Source organism: Paenibacillus sp. FSL E2-8871 (assembly GCF_038000345.1).
In the GTDB taxonomy this organism is placed as follows: domain Bacteria; phylum Bacillota; class Bacilli; order Paenibacillales; family Paenibacillaceae; genus Paenibacillus_AQ.
Map to the genome: position 1 here is coordinate 966910 of NZ_JBBOBV010000001.1, position 19709 is coordinate 986618.

The window sequence follows — 19709 nt, forward strand, 5'->3', positions numbered from 1 at the left end:
TTTTTATGGAAATTCCTTCAATGTATGTTCTTTACATTGACTGTTCTCAGTCTTTTCGTTAAGATTACCTCTGCGCTTCAATGCCAAAAAGCAAAAAAGCTTAAAAGTGCGGAAGCGTTCGATCATTATTTTATACCCAATACAATGTTAAGGAGCATTATTTTCATGGAACGACAGCTTAGTTTCTCAAAAAGCATGATCATCATCGTTTTTATTTTAGCACTTCTATTTGTATCCATCTTTCTATTGAAAGCGGAGCCGCATCTACCGCTTCTCGTAACTACAATAGGCACGGCCGTCTTACTAGGAATGTTTGGTTTCTCTTGGAAGAAGATCGAATCAGCCATTATTCAAGGGATACAAACGGCCATAATGCCAATTCTTATCCTCATGCTGATTGGAATTCTGATCGCTGTGTGGATGATGAGCGGTACAGTACCGTCGCTTTTATATTATGGTATGGATTATATTAATCCGAATTATTTTGCGGTGAGCGCATTATATGTCACGATTATCGTCTCGATGTTCACTGGAAGCTCCTTCACGACAGTAAGCACCATCGGTGTTGCTTTAATGGGAATTGCAGTAACTACGGGGATTTCCCCAACTTTGGCTGCTGGAGCAATTATCAGTGGGGCTTGTTTTGGTGATAAAATGTCGCCACTTTCCGATACAACGAATTTTGCACCTGCAGTAGCGGGTATATCCTTGTTTACACATATTCGTAATATGGCATACACTACGGTGCCGGCGCTTGTTATCACCACTCTCTTTTTTCTGTTCGCTCCAAAGGGGAATTCGATCGACTTATCCTCGATTAAAGACATTAAGCTTGCGTTACAAGATGGATTTCATATTCATTGGTTAACGCTGCTATCTCCGCTAGCTGTCATCGCTTGTTCGATCAAGCGGATACCGATCCTGCCTACGTTAGTTGTTGGTATTGTCAGTGGTCTTCTTGTGACGGCTTTGATTCAGCAGCAGACTGAAATCGATGTCTGGTTTAGTGTAATGCAGAGTGGATATAACAGTAATATCGCGAATGAAATGGTTGCTTCTATCGTGAACCGCGGAGGAATGCAATCGATGATGTGGTCTGTATCTCTAATCTTAATTGCCTTATCCTTAGGTGGTTTGATTCAGCATTGCGGTGTCATTGAGGCCTTTTTCCGTAAACTCATTCAACCACTCAAGCGTAAAAGCAGCATTGTACTGATGAGCGGAGCGTCATCCATAGCGGTAAATGGCATGACTGGTGAACAGTATCTTTCGATTCTTTTGCCAGGTCAAATGTTCAAAGATGAATATAATCGCCGTGGCATTCCAGCAAAGACACTGTCCCGTACGCTAGAAGATTGCGGCACTCTCGTTAATCCATTGATTCCATGGGGTGTCAGTGGTGCCTTCTTCGCAGTGACTCTGGGTGTACCCGTGATAGAATATGCGCCTTATGCAACTTTCTTATGGTTAAGTCCATTCATCACGTTTGCTTACGCGTTGATCCCTAGATTACAAAGGAACTCATTGGGTAAAGATTAAGAAATCTCAAGATAATGGACACCTAATGCATTGATTCAACGTATATAAAGAATACTATGCGTTGAGTCAATGTGATCAAGCTAGTGATCTAAGCTTAAAAAGTGGTCAATTTATCGGAGGTAATAACAGTGAGTCGCAGTAAGTTACAGGATAGAATCAGATTAGCTAATGTCGAGACTAAGCACGCAGAACAATTTAATAATCTATTACGTTATGTATTTCAAGTGACCAATCGTGATCTGCAAATCTTTGGCTGGGAGAATCGTGAAATCACTCAGGCTAAGTTGCCAGTTCTTAAGTATGCTGATGTTGTAGGTTGGTTTGATGGAGACAAGCTCATCTCTCAGTTAGCCGTATACCCATTTCAGGTTAATATTTTTGGGCATATCTATGAGATGGGTGGATTAACGGGTGTTGGAACCTATCCCGAATATGCCAATTTGGGTTTAATGAATAAACTGATGCTTCATGCTTTAACTAAAATGCGGGATCGTAAACAATCGATATCTTATCTTTATCCGTATTCAATCCCTTATTATAGAAGAAAAGGCTGGGAAATCATCACTGATAAAATCTCATTTGAAGTGCCAGACACACAGTTGCCAAAAATGAGAAATGTCCCAGGAAATGTGGAACGTGTATCCATTGAACATCCAGATATCAAAGTGATTTATGATCAGTTTGCCGTGCAGCATCATGGGGCGATGATTCGTAATGAGTTAGCTTGGGAAGAATATTTGCGGTGGGATTTAGATGATATGACGGTAGGTATTTATTACAATAACAACGATGAACCCATGGGGTACTTGTTGTATTGGGTCGCCGAAGAAATATTTTATATCAAAGAGATGGTATACATTGTTGAAGAGGCTCGAACGGGCTTGTGGAATTTTATTAGTGCGCACTTTTCAATGATTAAGCTGGTTAAAGGGGATATTTATAAAGGAGAACCGTTGTCATTCATATTAGATGATGGGGATATCAAAGAAACGATCGCTCCATACTTTATGGCACGGATTGTAGATGTCCGTTTATTTATCGAACAGTATCCTTTTAAACGGCAGGACAAAGACTGTGAGCTCATTTTTAACTTAAGCGATCCGATGCTGGAATGGAATCGAGGGACATTTTCATTAACTGTAGATAAAGAAGGGAAGGGAACCCTGCGAGAAGGGGGATTAAATCCTTCACTCACGATTGATATTCCTACCTTAACAACCATGTTAATGGGCTATAAGCGGCCAACCTACCTGGCTCGCATCGGACGTATTCAGACGGATGATGCCACGATTCATTTGCTGGAAGGACTGATTAGACCAGAGCATCCTTATTTCTCTGATTATTTTTAAAATATGTGAACCTTTGAAGCATACTCTAATGAGTGTGCTTTTTTGCTCTTTTTATAGTAGAATAATCTCTCAGCAACACAATATGATATGAGGTGTAAGAATGGCAATTAATTTTACTAAACCAATGATCACTAAATTACAACAAGAAATTACCGAGCTCGAAAACAAAATCAAGAGCACACAGAACAAAAAAGAAAAATCTAAATTCAAAATTAACCAATTAGAACAGGATATGAAATTTAGCAAGTCTCACACAGATTTGAGCAGTAAAATGTCGCGAATCAAAAAGCTGAATGATGAGATAAAAACCTTAAATCGTATGCAAGCTGATCTGTCAAAAGAATTAACCGCAAAGAAAAACTCGCTAAAGAAACTTCAAATGAACGAAACCGCACCTGTTACGAATGATCCTGCAAAAGGATAAATTGATTATAGTTTATAGCATAAACGCTTACCGTCCTTATAAGGACGCCGAAGGCGTTTATGCTTGTTTTATCGGCTCATCCGTTTCTCCTCGTAACAATGAAATCTCATGCTTATAGGGCGGGTTGACATATTTCTTTTCACCGATGGAGGGGGTCTCCAGGAGCTTGGGAATGGTTGTTAGCTGTGGATGGTGGACTACATATCGAAGCGCCTGAAGGCCGATATATCCATGTCCGATATTTTCGTGCCTGTCTTTTCGCGAGCCGATGATATTCTTTGAATCATTTACGTGAATGACCTTTAGGCGCTCTATTCCAATTATGCGATCAAATTGATCCAATATGCCATCAAAATCTTCCTTCACATTATAACCAGCATCGTGGATATGGCAAGTGTCCATACAAATAGACAGGCGCTCATTGTGCGTCACTCCATCAATAATAGCCGCAAGTTCCTCAAATGTAGTTCCGCATTCACTACCTTTTCCAGCCATGGTCTCTAATGAAACCTGAACATTTCGTTTATTGGCTAACACTTCGTTTAAGCCTTCTACGATCCGAGAAATTCCGGCCTGTGGACCCGCACCAACATGGGACCCGGGATGAAGGACAATTTGTGTTGAGCCTAAAGCTTCCGTTCTTATAATTTCTGATTGAAGAAACTCAATACTATGTTCAAAGACTTGATTCGATTGCGTATTCCCTAAGTTAACAATAAACGGAGCATGCACAACAATATTTGAAATGCCGTTAGCTCTCATGTGAGCTTGTCCAGCTTCAACATTCAAAGCTTCAATGGGTTTGCGACGTGTATTATGAGGAGCTCCGGTATATATTAGGAAGGTGGTCGCTCCATAAGATGCTGCCTCTTCACTAGCTCGAAGGAGCATTTTTGGTCCAGTCATGGATACATGTGACCCTAGGAGTAAAGTCATCTGGTTCAACGCTTCCTTTCTTCAGAGAAAGAGACCAAAATTTAGTCACTGCATGTCTATTAATATTTGTAGAAAGCCCTAATTATATGTATTTCAGCGCAGGCTAGGTTGTCTCGTCCGTCTATCTCATAAGGGAGACAACCTTACCCACCCAGAATGATCGTTATTCAGCAGCGGTGATCGTCTCGCCTTGGATCGGCTTCAATCCGTTCCCCCACCTAACAGGGATAGAACGAGAGTTGAATAAATCCACTCCGTCAGAGATCTGGAAATGTAAATGGGGCTCACTAGAGTTGCCCGAGTTACCCGTCAGCCCAATGATATCACCTTTTTTGACTTTATCGCCTGGCTTAACTGTAATCGAACCTTTTTTGAGATGTGCTAGATGGCTGAATTCACCACCGTGATCAATGACCACGTTATTGCCGGTTGCCTGGTTTGGATTCATAACACCGACAGGTTCATTATCTTTAATATCATTCATAACCGATACGATTGTACCATCTGCAGGGGCGAAGATTTTTTCCCCAAAGGCATAATAACTTTTGTTTTTTAGCGGATCACCTTTATAAGAATAGTTCTCCTTGGCCTGAATGAAATCATAGGCGTAACGCTGGATCTCTACTTCATAATGATAATTTACGAGAACATTTTCTCCGCCCCAAAATACAAACCAGTCACCTTCGAAAGGCAATGCGTATTCATGCTTACTAAGTTTTGTATCGGTTTCAGGGGAAGATGTAAGTTCTTGAATCTGGATTAATGAAATGGTTCCATCCGGATCAAACATTCCGATGAGCCCTTTATTACCTGTATCACTCAACCAAGTACGTCGATCAAATCCATTAAGCTGCATATCAGATGCTTTGTTCAGTGTCTGGATATCCTTAGTGAATTCCTTAGCGGTCTCAGCTAATTCAGTTTCACTTACCTCATCCTTCAAAGGCTGACTAAAGTGGGCGTACATTTCTTTATAGTTCCCTTTAAGCAGAAAATTTGGCAGATCATCAGGCAGGAACATTATTTCGTTTGATTCTACAGCTGAACTGGATGTTTGCTCCACTTTCGCATTATTTTTCATATCCGTTTTTCCTCCTCCACAAGCTGTTAATAGTAAGGCAAGTGATCCTATTGCCAAAACTGTTTTTGCTGACATTCCCGGTATGCTGATTATTTTTTTAGAGCTTTTTTTCAAGAATATCGCCTCCCATTAGTCAAATTATAGCAAATGAGTCTTAGCTCTTCTGAAACACAGTATTAATACGATCTTAACTTTTGGTGTAGTAGACGAATACGAATTAAGCTTCTGTTAAGGTAAGTGCGATTGATAGCGTCAAGAATCATGCTATGATGATAAAAACAAGGGCTATTTGGAAAGGGAATTTCACAATGAATGAAGCATCGATTTTACTTGTAGATGATGAACAATCGCTTTTGGAGATTATGGAGACTGTATTACGCAAAGAGGGTTATTTAAATATTGATACTGCGGTGACGGGTGAAGAAGCGATAAGCGCCTGCGAAGCCAAAAAATATGATTTGATTGTATTGGATGTGATGTTGCCAGGGCGCAGTGGAATTGAAATCTGTCCTTTTATCCGGCAGACGACGGACGCACCTATCCTGTTTCTTACGGCTCGAACCTCTGATTTTGATAAGCTGACCGGATTTGCTATAGGTGGAGATGATTATATCACTAAACCCTTTAATCCACTTGAAGTTGTCGCTCGAATAAGAGCGCAGTTGCGGCGGTACTTAAGTTCACCTGCTCCATCAGATACTGATAAGATCACAGCGACAGTTCACAGCAAATCTGCGAACGTTTACGATTACGGGAGATTTAAACTGGATGAGACGGCAGGGGAGCTGCTGGTTGAGGGTGAGTCGGTCTCTTGTCCGGCACTTGTATTCCAATTGCTGCTGTTCTTATGTAAACATCCCAATCAAATATTCAGCAAAAGTGAATTATATGAAAAGGTTTGGGGTGAAGAAGCCTTAAGTGATGATAATACGGTCATGGTGCATATTCACCGTATAAGAGAGCGTATAGAAGCAGACCCATCCGATCCGAAGTTTATTGTTAATGTTAGAGGTCTTGGGTACAAACTGGTTAAAGTAGAACGTCAAGAGTTGTCTGCGCCATGAATATTAAGCGCCGGTTAACGTTAAAGTTTGTTCTTCAGCTCGCAATTACGGGCATGGTAGTACTCGCTATTTCTGCCATAACATTTACTTGGATTTTGCTGCGGTTTCTTGATATTAGTCTCTCGCGTGATTTTGCCAATGTGGGTCTTGAACAATTGGTAGAATCTTCTAAGATTGATGAGGATGGCATACATTTTTCTCCGAGTTTACTGGAGCAAGTGAAGAAAAATAAAGGCTGGCTACAAAGTCTAAATGAAGATGGGCAAGTTGAGAGTGCCTATAATACACCTAAAGATGTACCCATTCAATATGGCCCTGGCGAAGTAGTTGCTTATTGGACGGGCACTCAGCCGTTTCCTTATAATCTGGCACTATGGATTCAAGAAAAGGATGGTAAACAGCTCGCACTGGTGTATGGTGCGCCTAATGTATTAGGTCCACTATTAAAGAAAGTGAGTGAGGGGACATTCGCTGCTGCGAAAGGGGACCCAGTACTTCCTGATGAACTTGAAAAAGAAATTAAATCGGCCCAAGCTTTTGTTCAACTTATAGATTCATCAGGCAATGAAGTGGTTTCTTATAATAGACCTAATATGATACCCACTCAGTACTCCGTTCAAGAGCTGGCACTTCGCACCCTGTACAGTGAACGATATGGGTACCATGTTCTTTCTTCTTTTGATAAGGACTCAGGTCGTACTTGGATCGTGGGAGAACCCAATATCAAAGGGACAGATCCAAGTAAAAAAGTGTGGATACCAGAAGAAGTAAAGGTCGTGATCATCGGTTCATTTGCCATGCTTATCGCTTTATTGATCGCGTTTGTGTTGCTCTCTTTATGGCAAGCTCATCGTTTCGGTGCACCTATGCTGCATATGCTCGTGTGGCTCGATTCCATCGGAAATGCCATCTATACAGAGCCAACGGATCGTAAAGGACTTCGTCGCAGTCGAACAGCCGTGGGTAAATGGAGGAGAAGATACCGTGTTTTTGCTGATGTGATGGTTTCAATTGAGAAATTATCGGCAACCTTGAAGAGTGATCAAGTACTGCGGGAAGAGACGGAGAGCTTACGCGAGGAATGGATCGCCGGTGTTACTCATGATTTGAAAACCCCATTATCCTCAATCACAGGATATGCTCATTTACTGGCCGAACCAAAATACGATTGGTCGAAAGAGGAAGTTCGTAAGTTTACAACGACTATGCTAGATAAATCGGCCCATATGGACATGCTGATCAGTGATCTTGCAATGACCTATCGTCTAAAGTCAGGAATTAAACCACCTGAGACGATGGAAGTTGAATTGAACGCTTGGCTGCAACAAGCTCTCGAACAAGCTGCTGCCAATCCTGCCTACGGGAAGCAGCGAATAGTATTTCTGCCTGGACAAACCGAAGTAAGAGCTCAATTGTATACGCCATGGCTAGAAAGGGTTGTCAACAATTTAACTGCGAATGCGCTGCTCCACAACCCACCGGATACGAAGTTGACCGTTTCGCTTATTCATAAAGATAGGGACACCGGATTTATCATTCAATTTGCTGATGACGGCGATGGAATGGATGAAGAAACAATGATCCGGCTATTTGAACGATATTATCGAGGAACGGATACAGCGTCTACCTCCAACGGTTCTGGGCTCGGCATGGCGATTTCTAAAGGACTGATCGAATGTATGGGGGGCCGGATTACTGTCGAGAGTCACGTAGGTAAAGGAACGGTTATTAAGTTAATATGGAGCTGATATCTTCATTCAAGCCCTCGCTGTATTCCAACCGGATACCGCGAGGGTTGTTTGTATTTATTAGGATGAGTCAAGGCTATAAAAATAAAGGAGTTGACATCTTTTTTTAATGTAACTACAATAGTTACAGGTGAGCGATTATTAAGAGGATGAAATTCATCCTAATTTGAGGAGGATTTTAAAATGAAAATAGCTATAACAGGAGCAACAGGTCAATTCGGATCATTGGTGATAGAGTCTCTACTTAAAACTGTACCCGCAGGGGACCTTGTAGTAAGTGTCCGGAATCCAGATAAAGCAAGTGATCTTAAAGCGCGTGGTGTGGAAGTCCGTCATGGTGACTTTGATAAGCCGGAAACATTGGATGTAGCGTTTGCCGGTGTGGATCGACTGCTAATTGTATCTTCAGATGGAGATAACGAGACTCGGATTCGCCAACATAAGGCAGCTATTGATTCAGCCGCTAAAGCTGGTGTTGGATTCATTGCCTATACAAGCGTAGGACATGCTGAGAAGAGTGAGCTGTTCCTTGCTGAAGTACACCGTGTAACCGAGGAAGCCATTCGAGCTACCGGAATTCCTTACAGTTTCCTTCGCAACAACTGGTACATGGAGAACGAGGTTGGATCTATCCAAGGCGCCGTAGCAGGTGCCCCATGGGTAACTTCCGCTGGTAGTGGTAAAGTTGGCTGGGCAGCACGAGGAGATTATGCAGAAGCTGCTGCTAATGTTCTAGCTGGGGAAGGACATGAGAATTCTGTCTATGAATTGTCTGGCAAGCCTTTAACACAAGAAGAATTGACTGGAATTATAAGTGGCGTAATAGGTAAAGAAATTAAAGTGCTGCAAGTTGACGACGAAGCTTATGCGAAAATCATGGCTGAGGTTGGTGTACCAGAAGCTGCTCTGCCATTCGTTGTTGCGATTCAACGTGGTATTCGCGAAGGATGGCTGGATATTGAAAGTGACGATCTAGAGAAAGTACTGAATCGTCCAGTCACTCCGTTAGCGGATGTTATCAGTGATCTTGTAAATAGTCTGCAAGCTTAAATAATATAGCAAGATTCAAGGCTTCTTCTCGGTGAATAACCAGAAGGGGCCTTTTTTTGTGCATCTTTAACATCATTGATAAAGGTTTCGTGAAGTAATAATAATGATATAATAGGAAACATATGTGAACTAATGGTGTAATGAAAATGATTGAATCGAAGAGAAGGGGATGAATATCAATGAGGACAAAAATTTGGATGGCTTCTGGTGCAGTAGTTGTTGTTGCTTTAGGGGCAGTTTTATTTGTGGGGGGAAATGATAAAAAATCACCCGCAGCAACCGATACATCTAACGTTAAACAATTAGTGCAGGAATATAGTTCAAGCAGCATGAAAGACCTCTCTGCTTCCATCACTTCAGAGCAGCTTATTGTGACCGACAGCAACAATCAATCAACCAAATATGACTTACCCAAAGATGAGTTTTTTGTTTCCATCGCACCATATGTTAAGAATACACACCCGTGTGCAACACATAGCTTGACTGGATGCCAAGGAGAATTAACAGAACAAATGTTTGATGTATATGTCGAGGACACTGCGGGCAATGTGATTGTGGATCAAACTATGAAGTCCCAATCTAACGGATTCATTGATCTTTGGTTACCTCGTGATAAGAAATATAATGTAACGATTGAACAGGATGGTGTAAAAGCGAAAGCCGCACTTTCCACTTTTAAGAGTGATAATACATGTGTTACGACCATGCAATTAGTAGAGAGTATCTAAGCATCAGAGACAGCGAAGTCACTACTTCCTCTGAAAATTCCATATCGGACCTGCCATTTTAAATCCTTCCATTTCATGAAACCTTGATCTAATAGGTTCGAATTATGGGAGGGTTTTTCTATGTAAGAATAAGGTGAAGTTTAATTATAGTAATTTTCCACCTCCTGGAAATGGTATAATCTAATGGATATCAAGAATCGAGCTTTTATAGGGAGTGTTCCTTGAAGAAGGGTATCGTCGAAAAACTCAAGGGTGATTCTCTATGATAAATTTTAGTTGGTACTTCATTTTTGAGAGGAGATAGAGGAATGGATAAAGATCTGATCATCGGGGATGTTATGCAGGAGTTAGCTAGTACGCGTCGTATGCTGGAGAAGCTGACGCAGGAGCATATGACATGGAAACCACACGAAAAGTCAATGAGTCTCGGTGGGCTATCCACACATCTCGTCAATCTGCTAAACTGGCAATCAGCCATTCTTCTTCACTCGGAGTTTGATTTGGCATCTGTGCCATATCGACGAGAAGCGCTGGAGAGCCCCGCCGCGGTTCTGCAAGAGTTCGATATGAGCGCTCGCAAGATTGAAGAATTAATTTCTGAAAGCAATGTGGAGACGCTTGGTGCGGAGTGGACACTGCGTAATGGCACAGCGGTTATCCGCCGTCAGACACGGGCAGTCGCGCTTCGAACCATCGGCTTGAATCACATGATTCACCACCGGGCACAGCTTGGGGTATATTTCCGACTTCTTAATATACCAGTGCCGGGCCTTTACGGACCCTCTGCAGATGAATTAGCGAACGCCTAATTAATGAATTTCTTAATGAGTTAAGGATCGGAAAGTTGAAAAAAACAAATCGGCATGATAACATGGATACAAATTAATGATCGGAGTTGAAAAGTATAGTGTAGTAATTATTCTTGCGACACATGATGAATAAAACAACAAAAACGGTTTATTTCGTTTGTTTTATTTTTTGTATGCAAGAAAGTTACTACTTCTTTTCACTCGAACAATATATCCTTATCTAACTCCATTTGGGGCTAGATTTGCTGTATTTATTTGAGTCACAAGAAAGTAACTTTCTTGTGGCTTTTATTTTTTTCATACAGGAGGATACTTATATGTCATTAATAAATGTTACAAATCTAACCTTTGCCTATGAGGGCAGCTACGATAATATTTTTGAGAATGTTAACTTTCAAATCGATACTGATTGGAAATTAGGATTTACCGGAAGAAACGGTAGAGGAAAGACCACCTTTCTGAGTTTATTACTCGGAAAATATGAATACAGCGGATATATTTCTGCCCATGTCACTTTTGAATATTTTCCTTTTCAGGTGGATAACAAGGAGCTTAATACCATTGATGTGATCAGCGAGATTTTTCCGGATTATATTCATTGGAAATTAATGCGTGAACTTTCATTATTAAAGGTGTCTGAAGATGTGTTATATCGGCCCTTTGATTCATTGTCTAACGGAGAGCAGACGAAAGTGCTGTTAGCCACTCTATTCATTAAGGAAAATAGCTTCCTATTGATCGATGAACCTACCAATCATTTAGACATGACGGCAAGAAAGCTGGTCAGTGATTATCTCAATACGAAAAGTGGATATATTCTGGTCTCTCATGACAGATCTTTTCTTGATAATTGTGTAGACCATATTTTGTCTATAAATAAGACGAATATAGAAATTCAAAAAGGCAATTTTTCAAGCTGGTGGGAGAATAAAGTCAGACAAGATAACTTTGAGCTGGCAGAGGACGAGAAACTCAGAAGAGATATTAAACGCTTATCTGCTTCTTCAAAACGGACAGGCAACTGGTCACATGAAGTGGAAAAAACAAAAAACGGAACGAGAAATTCCGGCTCAAAGGTGGATAAAGGCTACATTGGACACAAGGCCGCTAAAATGATGAAACGCTCTAAAGCCATTGAGCAAAGACAAAATTCTGCGATCAACGAAAAGTCTAAGCTTCTTAAAAATATCGAAAATTCTGAGAACCTAGAGATTACACGGCTTGACTATCATAAACGTCAACTTGCTGAGCTAGACAATATTTCGATTTTTTACGGTGAAAAAAAGGTATGTTCAGACGTAAGCTTCACTATCGAGCAGGGTGAGCGTATTGCTCTGTCGGGTAAAAACGGCTCAGGTAAATCAAGTGTCATCAAATTGATGTGTGATGAGGATATAGATTTCACAGGCACTCTCACAAAGGATAATCAGCTTATCATTTCCTACGTATCCCAAGACACTTCTAATCTGCAGGGGAATTTAACGGATTATGCCAGAGACAACGGAATCGATGAAAGTCTGTTTAAATCTATTCTACGAAAGCTTGATTTTTCTAGAATCCAATTTGATAAAGACATATTCACTTATAGTGGTGGTCAAAAGAAAAAAGTGCTGATTGCCAAAAGCCTTAGTGAGAAAGCTCATTTGTACATTTGGGATGAACCGCTTAATTTTATTGATGTCATTTCACGTATGCAAATTGAAGAGCTGTTGCTTGAATACACGCCAACTCTTGTTTTTGTGGAGCATGATCGGGAATTTTGCAACAATGTTGCTACGAAAATCGTTGAACTCCACTAAGAACTCTTTCCAAAGATAGTTAATCTCAAAACCACTAGACCAATATAATTATATTAATAAAGTTAATTATTATATATATTCCAGTTTTCCAATGTACTATAATGATATAGATGCATTGTTAGCATGTTGTTAAAGGAATGAAGATTTCAAGAAAAAACCTATAGAATTGAACAACAGGAGGAAATAAGTTGAGCACACAGAATGTGGGAATTCCATTAGAAGGTTTTGCAGAATATAGCCGGACAGTAGCCGCTGAAGGTGCGGTGCTGGTGAAGAATGATAATCAGGTACTTCCGCTTGGCGAAGGCGATAATGTTGCGATTTTTGGCAGATCCCAAGTGAATTATTATCGCAGTGGTACAGGTTCCGGCGGTAGTGTCCATGTTACTTATACGACCAATTTATTGGATGGTCTTCGCACTAAGAAGAACTTTACAGTTAACGAAGAGCTGGCTGCTGTCTATGAAAAGTGGATTGAACAGAATCCATTTGATAATGGTGGAGGCGCATGGGCTGCAGAACCTTGGCATCAGAAGGAAATGTCTTTGAGCAATGAATTGGTTTCCGAAGCTAGAAACAAATCGAATAAAGCCATTCTTGTAATTGGACGCACGGCAGGGGAAGATCAGGATAATGCTGATGCACCGGGCAGCTACCAATTAACAAATGATGAACAGGCAATGCTGAAGCAGGTAACTACATATTTTGAGCAAACAATCGTTGTCCTGAATGTCTCCAACATTATTGATATGAACTGGATGAACGATGAAAGCTATAAATATCCGATTTCAACTGTGATTTATTCATGGCAGGGTGGTATGGAAGGCGGAAATGCGATTGCAGATGTGCTGTCTGGAGAGGTAACTCCAAGTGGTAAACTGACGGATACAATCGCTTATTCCATCAATGATTACCCATCAACACAGAATTACGGCAATGAATTTACGAACTTGTATCAGGAAGATATCTATGTAGGATATCGTTATTTCGAGACATTTTGTCCAGATAAGGTTCAATTTGAATTTGGTTATGGTTTATCTTATACAACTTTTAGTATCGAGCCAGAAGAAGCCAAATTGATTACCAAAGAAGGCGAGTCTTTCATTGAAATCGGCGTAACCGTTACCAATACAGGAACTTCCTTTGCTGGTAAAGAGGTTGTTCAGGTCTATTATGAAGCTCCGCAAGGTAAGCTTGGTAAACCAGCTAAAGCTCTGGTGTCATTCGGTAAGACGAAAGTTCTTGAACCAGGTGAAGCACAGCGCCTTACGGTGAGTTTCTCAGCACATTCTATGGCTTCTTATGATGACGCAGGCGTGACAGGACATGCTTCTGCCTATGTTCTCGAAGAAGGTACGTACCGCTTGTATGTGGGAACTAGTGTTAAACAAGTGGTGGCAGTCAGTGTTGAGGGTAAAGACGGCTATGTCGTTGAAGCTCTTCAAGTTGTGGAGCAATTGCAAGAAGCTCTCGCGCCTACAGAAAGCTTTACGAGAATGATGCCAGGCGCTCAGAAGGCGGACGGTTCGTACGAGATTGTTTATGTTGAAGTTCCTAAACGTAAAATTTCGTTGGCTGAGCGAATTGAAACTAATCTTCCAGAGACGATCTCACAAACAGGTAATAAAGGATATAAATTAAGAGACGTATATGAACAGAAGGTTAGCATGGAAGCCTTCATTGCACAGCTCAGTGATGAGGATTTGGCTGCAATTGTACGTGGTGAAGGGATGAGCAGTCCTTTAGTTACACCGGGCACGGCTTCTGCATTTGGAGGAGTAAGTGACAGTTTATTTAATCTCGGAATTCCAGTGGCTTGTACAGCTGATGGTCCTTCAGGGATTCGTATGGACAGCGGAGCAAAGGCGACTCAAGTTGCAATCGGAACGCTTCTTGCAGCTACTTGGAATGCGGATTTGGTAGAAGAGCTTTATGTTATGGAAGGGCAAGAGTTGTTAAGAAATAACGTGGATTCCTTGCTTGGACCTGGCCTTAATATCCGACGCAGTCCGCTTAATGGACGTAACTTTGAGTATTTTTCAGAAGATCCTTTGATCTCTGGGGTGTTCGCTGCTGCATGTACTCGCGGTATTTTGAAAGGCGGCTCAACCGCTACGATGAAGCATTTCGCTTGTAACAATCAGGAGAAACATCGTAGTAAAGTAAACGCCGTGGTGTCTGAACGTGCACTTCGTGAGATTTATTTGAAAGGTTTTGAAATCGCCGTGAAGCAGGGCGGTTCGAATTCTATAATGACCTCCTACAATCCAGTTAATGGACACTGGGCGGCTTCGAATTATGATTTGAACACCACGATTCTTCGTGGGGAGTGGGGCTTTAAAGGCATTGTAATGACTGACTGGTGGGCGATCATGAATGATGTAGTTAATGGCGGACCAGCAGATCGGAAATTTACAAATTGGATGGTTCGTGCACAAAACGACCTCTATATGGTTGTACCTAACTATGGTGCAGAAATTAACGGATGGAATGATAACACCATTGAGTCCTTGGAAAATGGTACGTTAACCCGTGGAGAGCTCCAACGTTCTGCCATAAACATTTGTGAGTTTATCATGAATGCACCTGTATTCTCGAGAAAACAGGAAATTGTAGAAACTGTAGAGTTTTTTAAAGCTAATCCTTCACTTACTGGAGAACAAGCTCAATCCTTATCACAGAATCCACAGGTTAAACCTGTCGTAGAAGGATCGACTAGCTTTAAAGTGGAACAGGCTGGTCAATACCGTATCCTGGTGCATATCATGTCAACGGAACCTGAGCTGGCTCAAAGTGCGTGCAATGTATCAGTGAATGATCAATTGATGACAACCATTCAAACAAATGGTACTGAAGGTCAGTGGATCAGACAAAAGCTTGTGAAAGTTGAACTCGAAGCAGGTCTTTATGATATGAAATTGGAGTTCATCAAACCAGGTTTGCAGATCGATTGGATTGAATTCAATAAAATCGACTAGGTGTCATGCGTTAATGTTAGATAGATCGTTAATATTAATCATTTCTAAAAACCGCGATTTTTTTCGCGGTTTTTTTGTTGTACTTATTGTTGCGGGGGAATCATATATTTCATTTCCACTACTCCACATGAGTATGGAGGGGGGATTTCAACTCCTTTATCGGATACTAGAATATGAGGAAATTGCCCGGTATACCAACTATGGTGTGTCGGGCTTTTTGCAGATTATATACTTTACAAATACTTGTCTGCATGTACTTGTGTTTGTTCGAATAAGTTAGAAAGTAGGACCAGGACAAACCATAGGTGGAGATGCGTAGAGATGGGGATGCGTAAACAAAGCTTTATTCGTGGCACGTTCATTTTAACCGTGTCGTCATTTTTTACAAAAGGGCTCGGATTTTTGAATGGCGTTTTGCTGGCACGTTTCTTAGGAGCCGAGGGGGTAGGGCTGCTTATGATTGCTCATCCGCTGCTACCCTTGTTTATTACGCTGACAGAGCTGGGGCTTCCTGTTGCGATTTCAAAGCTTGTCTCAGAAGCTGAGGTTAAGCAGGATGAAGCGCGAGTAAAGCGAATTCTCAAAGTATCTTTAAGTATTACGGGTACGTTGAGTATTATACTAACTTTAGTGGCTCTATTTGGATCCAAATGGATCGCGTCGGTTTTTTTAGCCGATCAGCGGGCGTATTATGCTATGGTCGCTATTACGCCGATCATTCCAATTATTGCGATGTCAGCTGTATTAAAAGGTTATTTTCGTGGAAAACAGAACATGAACCCGCTGGCCTTTTCCGATATTATTGAGAATTTGGCGCAAATCATTGTCATTATCGGTGTTGTGAACGTTTTGCTGCCTTATGGGATTGCTTATGCAGCTGCGGGCGCTATGGCGGCTTCCGTGATCGGCGAAGGTTTTGGTTTGCTCTATTTGTTTGCTGTCTTCAAATGGGCAAATCGAGGGAAGATCAAACCCACCCCACCGCCTAATTCAAGTTTTTCACCCAAAGGAGACAGTACGTTGAGAGATCTGCTGCGCATCGGCTTACCGATGACAGGCAGCGGTTTTATTCATTCTCTCTATCATGCGTTTCTCCCATTGCTGATTACGAAAAGTCTAGTCCTGTTTGGTGTGGGGGTTGAGATGGCGACTAAGCAATTTGGACTTTTAGCGGGATATGCTCTCCCCATGTTGTTTCTCCCCAGCTTCTTCACACAATCGTTGTCCACTGCATTAATTCCGGCGATCAGCGAAGCAAGTGTGAGCAATAATAGCAAGCTTATGCATAGTCGTATGGATATGGCTATGCGATCCGCACTTATTGTAGGTCTTCCATGTACAATCATCCTGTACTTATGGGCTGTACCATTAACTACTTTGATCTATCATTCGCCAGAAGCGGGCGAGCTGCTAAGGTTGATTGCCCCCTTATTTTTCCTTTATTATTTTGGAGCACCACTGCAAGCAATTCTGCTTGGTTTGGGGAAAGCATCAACCGTCATGTGGAACCATATTCTTACGAATATTTTTGAAGTGATTGCGATCTTTGTTCTCGGTTCTAATATTGGCATCGAAGGGGTTGCTATAGGGTTCGGACTGGGGCTTTTGCTGCTGACACTGCTGAATTTTATGTCTGTGGCAGGAACGATCGGATTTTATTTTGACTTTCGCATTGTATTCAAGGTGGCCGCGGGAGGAATTGTCATGACGATTTGCGGGATGACGGCTCACGGTATTCTGCAACGAATGGACCTGGGGCAGATTATTGAACTGTCCGGAGCGCTATTAGTTTCATTGATCACCTATGCTGCAACATTGCAGGTAACCCATGCTTGGGAACGGTCACCGAAACCACCGACGATTACGCCTGTTTCTTGAAAGGGGATATTTCGGTATCATGCTCCAAAAAGTAAATCGAATATGATGTAAGCCTCTGTGTAACAGTATGGAGGCGGATGAAGGTAACGGGAGCAGCGAGGTGTTTAACTGTATTTTGTACAGCTATAAATGGATGGGTGATTTAGAAGGAAGTGTAACGGACAAAAGTATTCAACCCCCGGTTCATAACATCAGAGCAACGATTCTCCAATAACGGATGATCGCTGCTCTGATGTTTTTTACGAATTTTTGTTTGAACTGATGAATACATACCGGAGCGGGGTATTGGAAAGGGGAGCTAGATTCCCAAAAAGGACTACATAAGGCGCGATCTAGCTTTTATGAGACACCTTGAGAAGTGAAGCAGGACTACGCTAGTTATTACCGAGTATTATCCTTGACCGTATTTTTTTCTAAAATGACTCAGTGTAAGTAACGGCCAGATATAGCGATAACTATGATAATTGGAATAGAAATTACCGGGGAGACCAGCGCCTGTTGGATAAGAAGTTTTCCAATCCTCTTCATGAATAGACATGATTAATCTTTCAATTCCTTTTTCCACCGCTGCTGTTGATTTCGGCTGAATGGTGATGAGTGCGTCAAGCGCCCATGCGGTTTGGGAAGGCGTACTTTCGCCTAATGGTACATACTGCAAAAGCCGATCACTATGACAAGATTCCCCCCAACCCCCATCCGAGTTCTGTATGCTTATGAGCCAATTCGCTCCTTTTTGCAATGTTTCATGTTCCAGTGGCAGGCCAACGGCCTGCAATCCTGTTAAGGCAGCCCATGTCCCATAGATGTAACAAACGCCCCATCTTCCGTACCATGAGCCATCCTTCTCCTGATGCTGAATCAGCCATTTCACACCTCGCCCGATGAATTCGTTTCGCGTATCAAGGTCGGCAATGTTCCCGAGATACTCCAAGGTACGCCCGGTTAGATCTGCCTCTGAGGGATCAATAGCAGCAGATTTAGCCCCATCGATTGCGAGCCAAGTGAGCATTTCTTTATTGGTGTTTTTTTCAAAAGCTGGCCAGCCCCCGTCTTTATTCTGCATCGATAGGACCCAGTTCAGTCCACGATTCCATGATTCTAGATAGGATGGCTGAGTTATTGATAAACTTCGAATGGCTCGTAAAGCAGCGGTCGTATCATCCACATCCGGATTAATCGTATTAGATTCTGAGAAACCCCATCCCCCCGGAGTCGTATCCGGATTATGAATACTCCAATCAGCAGTTTTATGCTGTTGTCTGGTCAGCAGATACGAAGTAGCACGTTGAATCGCGAGATGATGATCGGGAATTTGTGCCTCCTGCAAAGTATAGGCGATTAGAGCCGTGTCCCATATCGTAGACGGAGAGTTTTGAATTGTTGTTTTACTTTCAGAACGGCATTGCATCGAGGTAAGCCCATCAATGGCATTCATAATCAGAGGATGCTGCTGGTCATAGTCCAGAGCCAGAAGGGCATACACCATAAGAATTGTACTAGTTGCGTAACTGTATAGAGTCCCGTCGGATTCAATCCGCTGGAGAATAAACTGTTCTGCTTTAGTTCGGGCAACTTCGTGAATGTAGCGAGGGCTTCCAAGAAGTCTGCTTAGGCCAGTTTGAATAACGTCCTGCAGCTCATGATATCCACGGGAAGCGGGTTCAGCATCTTCAATGCGTGTGTCTATGAGATCAGATAGATCGGGAGCATTCGCTGTTGAGATCGAGAAACGTCGATCGGCCATAATAAGCATAGGCGTGAGATGCACTCTTGAGTAGCCAGAGAACTCAAAATAGTTAATAGGAAAATAAGACGGGAACAACAGAACTTCTAGGGGAATCGAAGAGATCGATAAAGGCCATTTACTCTGTCCAGTAGCTGCGAGAATGACTCTGGTTAGGATGCTAGTTACTTTTCCAATTCCTCCTTTGGATTGAATATAATGCTTTGCACGCAATATCGGCTCATCTGTCACCTTACTGTACCCAGAATAGAGAAGGGCGTAGTAGGCTTCAACCGAGGTGGATAAGTTACCATCTTCTTCATCTCTATACAATTGCCAGAATCCAGCGGACTGTTGCTCAGCAAGAATACGATCATGTAGTTGTCGAATCAGGGCTTCATTCTGTACGTTCAAAATCCGAAAAAGAATGATGACATAGGCATCGATAACGATTCCATTTTCAAAACAAAAGTGCCAAGATCCATCTTGCTGCTGTTGATCAATCAGGAATGCCGTTAAACGCTCGATCTCATTATCTACTGTGCTCAGTATAGGATTCATTCCTTAGGTACCTCCGAGGTCCTTCATTTTTAGTATTATATG

Annotated in this window: 14 protein-coding genes; 11 read left to right on the top strand and 3 right to left on the bottom strand. The window is 41.9% G+C overall.

Features of this window, described 5'->3' with window-relative positions:
- The first annotated feature begins 165 nt into the window (after positions 1–165).
- The 3 genes from nhaC to NYE25_RS04630 all read left to right on the top strand — a co-directional run bounded on the left by nhaC (position 166) and on the right by NYE25_RS04630 (position 3312).
- Positions 166–1539, top strand: coding sequence for a Na+/H+ antiporter NhaC (gene nhaC / locus NYE25_RS04620; protein ID WP_076299022.1), 1374 nt, complete (start codon positions 166–168; stop codon positions 1537–1539).
- 128 nt (positions 1540–1667) lie between these two features.
- Positions 1668–2888, top strand: coding sequence for a GNAT family N-acetyltransferase (locus NYE25_RS04625; RefSeq protein ID WP_341145239.1), 1221 nt, complete (start codon positions 1668–1670; stop codon positions 2886–2888).
- Between the two features lie 100 nt (positions 2889–2988).
- Positions 2989–3312 (top strand): hypothetical protein, encoded by a 324-nt coding sequence (locus tag NYE25_RS04630; protein ID WP_076299024.1) that lies wholly within the window; start codon positions 2989–2991, stop codon positions 3310–3312.
- 57 nt (positions 3313–3369) lie between these two features.
- On the opposite strand, the gene NYE25_RS04635 is transcribed toward NYE25_RS04630, so the two are convergent.
- Positions 3370–4248 carry a deoxyribonuclease IV gene (locus tag NYE25_RS04635; RefSeq protein ID WP_341125233.1) on the bottom strand — a complete coding sequence of 293 codons (879 nt, stop codon included), beginning with the start codon at positions 4246–4248 and terminating at the stop codon, positions 3370–3372.
- A gap of 163 nt (positions 4249–4411) precedes the next feature.
- A complete protein-coding gene (locus NYE25_RS04640; protein WP_341125232.1) occupies positions 4412–5329 on the bottom strand; it encodes a M23 family metallopeptidase in 918 nt (305 codons plus the stop codon).
- A gap of 308 nt (positions 5330–5637) precedes the next feature.
- Between NYE25_RS04640 and NYE25_RS04645 the strand changes: the two genes are divergently transcribed.
- The 8 genes from NYE25_RS04645 (at position 5638) to spoVB (ending at position 17383) form a co-directional block, all read left to right on the top strand.
- On the top strand, positions 5638–6393 hold the full coding sequence (locus tag NYE25_RS04645) for a response regulator transcription factor (protein WP_042188104.1): 756 nt from the start codon (positions 5638–5640) through the stop codon (positions 6391–6393).
- Complete coding sequence (locus NYE25_RS04650) at positions 6390–8141, top strand: sensor histidine kinase (RefSeq protein ID WP_340969358.1); 1752 nt, start codon at positions 6390–6392, stop codon at positions 8139–8141. Before NYE25_RS04645 ends, NYE25_RS04650 begins: the two co-directional genes overlap by 4 nt.
- 183 nt (positions 8142–8324) lie before the next feature.
- Positions 8325–9191, top strand: coding sequence for an SDR family oxidoreductase (locus NYE25_RS04655; protein ID WP_076299027.1), 867 nt, complete (start codon positions 8325–8327; stop codon positions 9189–9191).
- A 179-nt stretch (positions 9192–9370) separates the two neighbouring features.
- Entirely contained in the window at positions 9371–9919 is a 549-nt protein-coding gene (locus NYE25_RS04660) for a CueP family metal-binding protein (protein WP_340969360.1), read from the top strand.
- A 308-nt stretch (positions 9920–10227) separates the two neighbouring features.
- The gene (locus NYE25_RS04665; RefSeq protein WP_341145240.1) at positions 10228–10728 is read left to right on the top strand and encodes a DinB family protein; all 501 of its coding nucleotides are present in this window, start codon (positions 10228–10230) and stop codon (positions 10726–10728) included.
- 317 nt (positions 10729–11045) lie between these two features.
- Entirely contained in the window at positions 11046–12527 is a 1482-nt protein-coding gene (locus tag NYE25_RS04670) for an Lsa family ABC-F type ribosomal protection protein (RefSeq protein ID WP_341145241.1), read from the top strand.
- A 188-nt stretch (positions 12528–12715) separates the two neighbouring features.
- Positions 12716–15505 (top strand): glycoside hydrolase family 3 C-terminal domain-containing protein, encoded by a 2790-nt coding sequence (locus NYE25_RS04675; protein ID WP_341145242.1) that lies wholly within the window; start codon positions 12716–12718, stop codon positions 15503–15505.
- A 321-nt stretch (positions 15506–15826) separates the two neighbouring features.
- Positions 15827–17383, top strand: a complete 1557-nt coding sequence (gene spoVB, locus NYE25_RS04680) for a stage V sporulation protein B (protein ID WP_341145243.1) — start codon at positions 15827–15829, stop codon at positions 17381–17383.
- 391 nt (positions 17384–17774) lie between these two features.
- Here spoVB and shc read toward each other — a convergent pair whose 3' ends face one another.
- On the bottom strand, positions 17775–19667 hold the full coding sequence (gene shc, locus NYE25_RS04685) for a squalene--hopene cyclase (RefSeq protein WP_341145244.1): 1893 nt from the start codon (positions 19665–19667) through the stop codon (positions 17775–17777).
- Positions 19668–19709 lie beyond the last annotated feature (42 nt).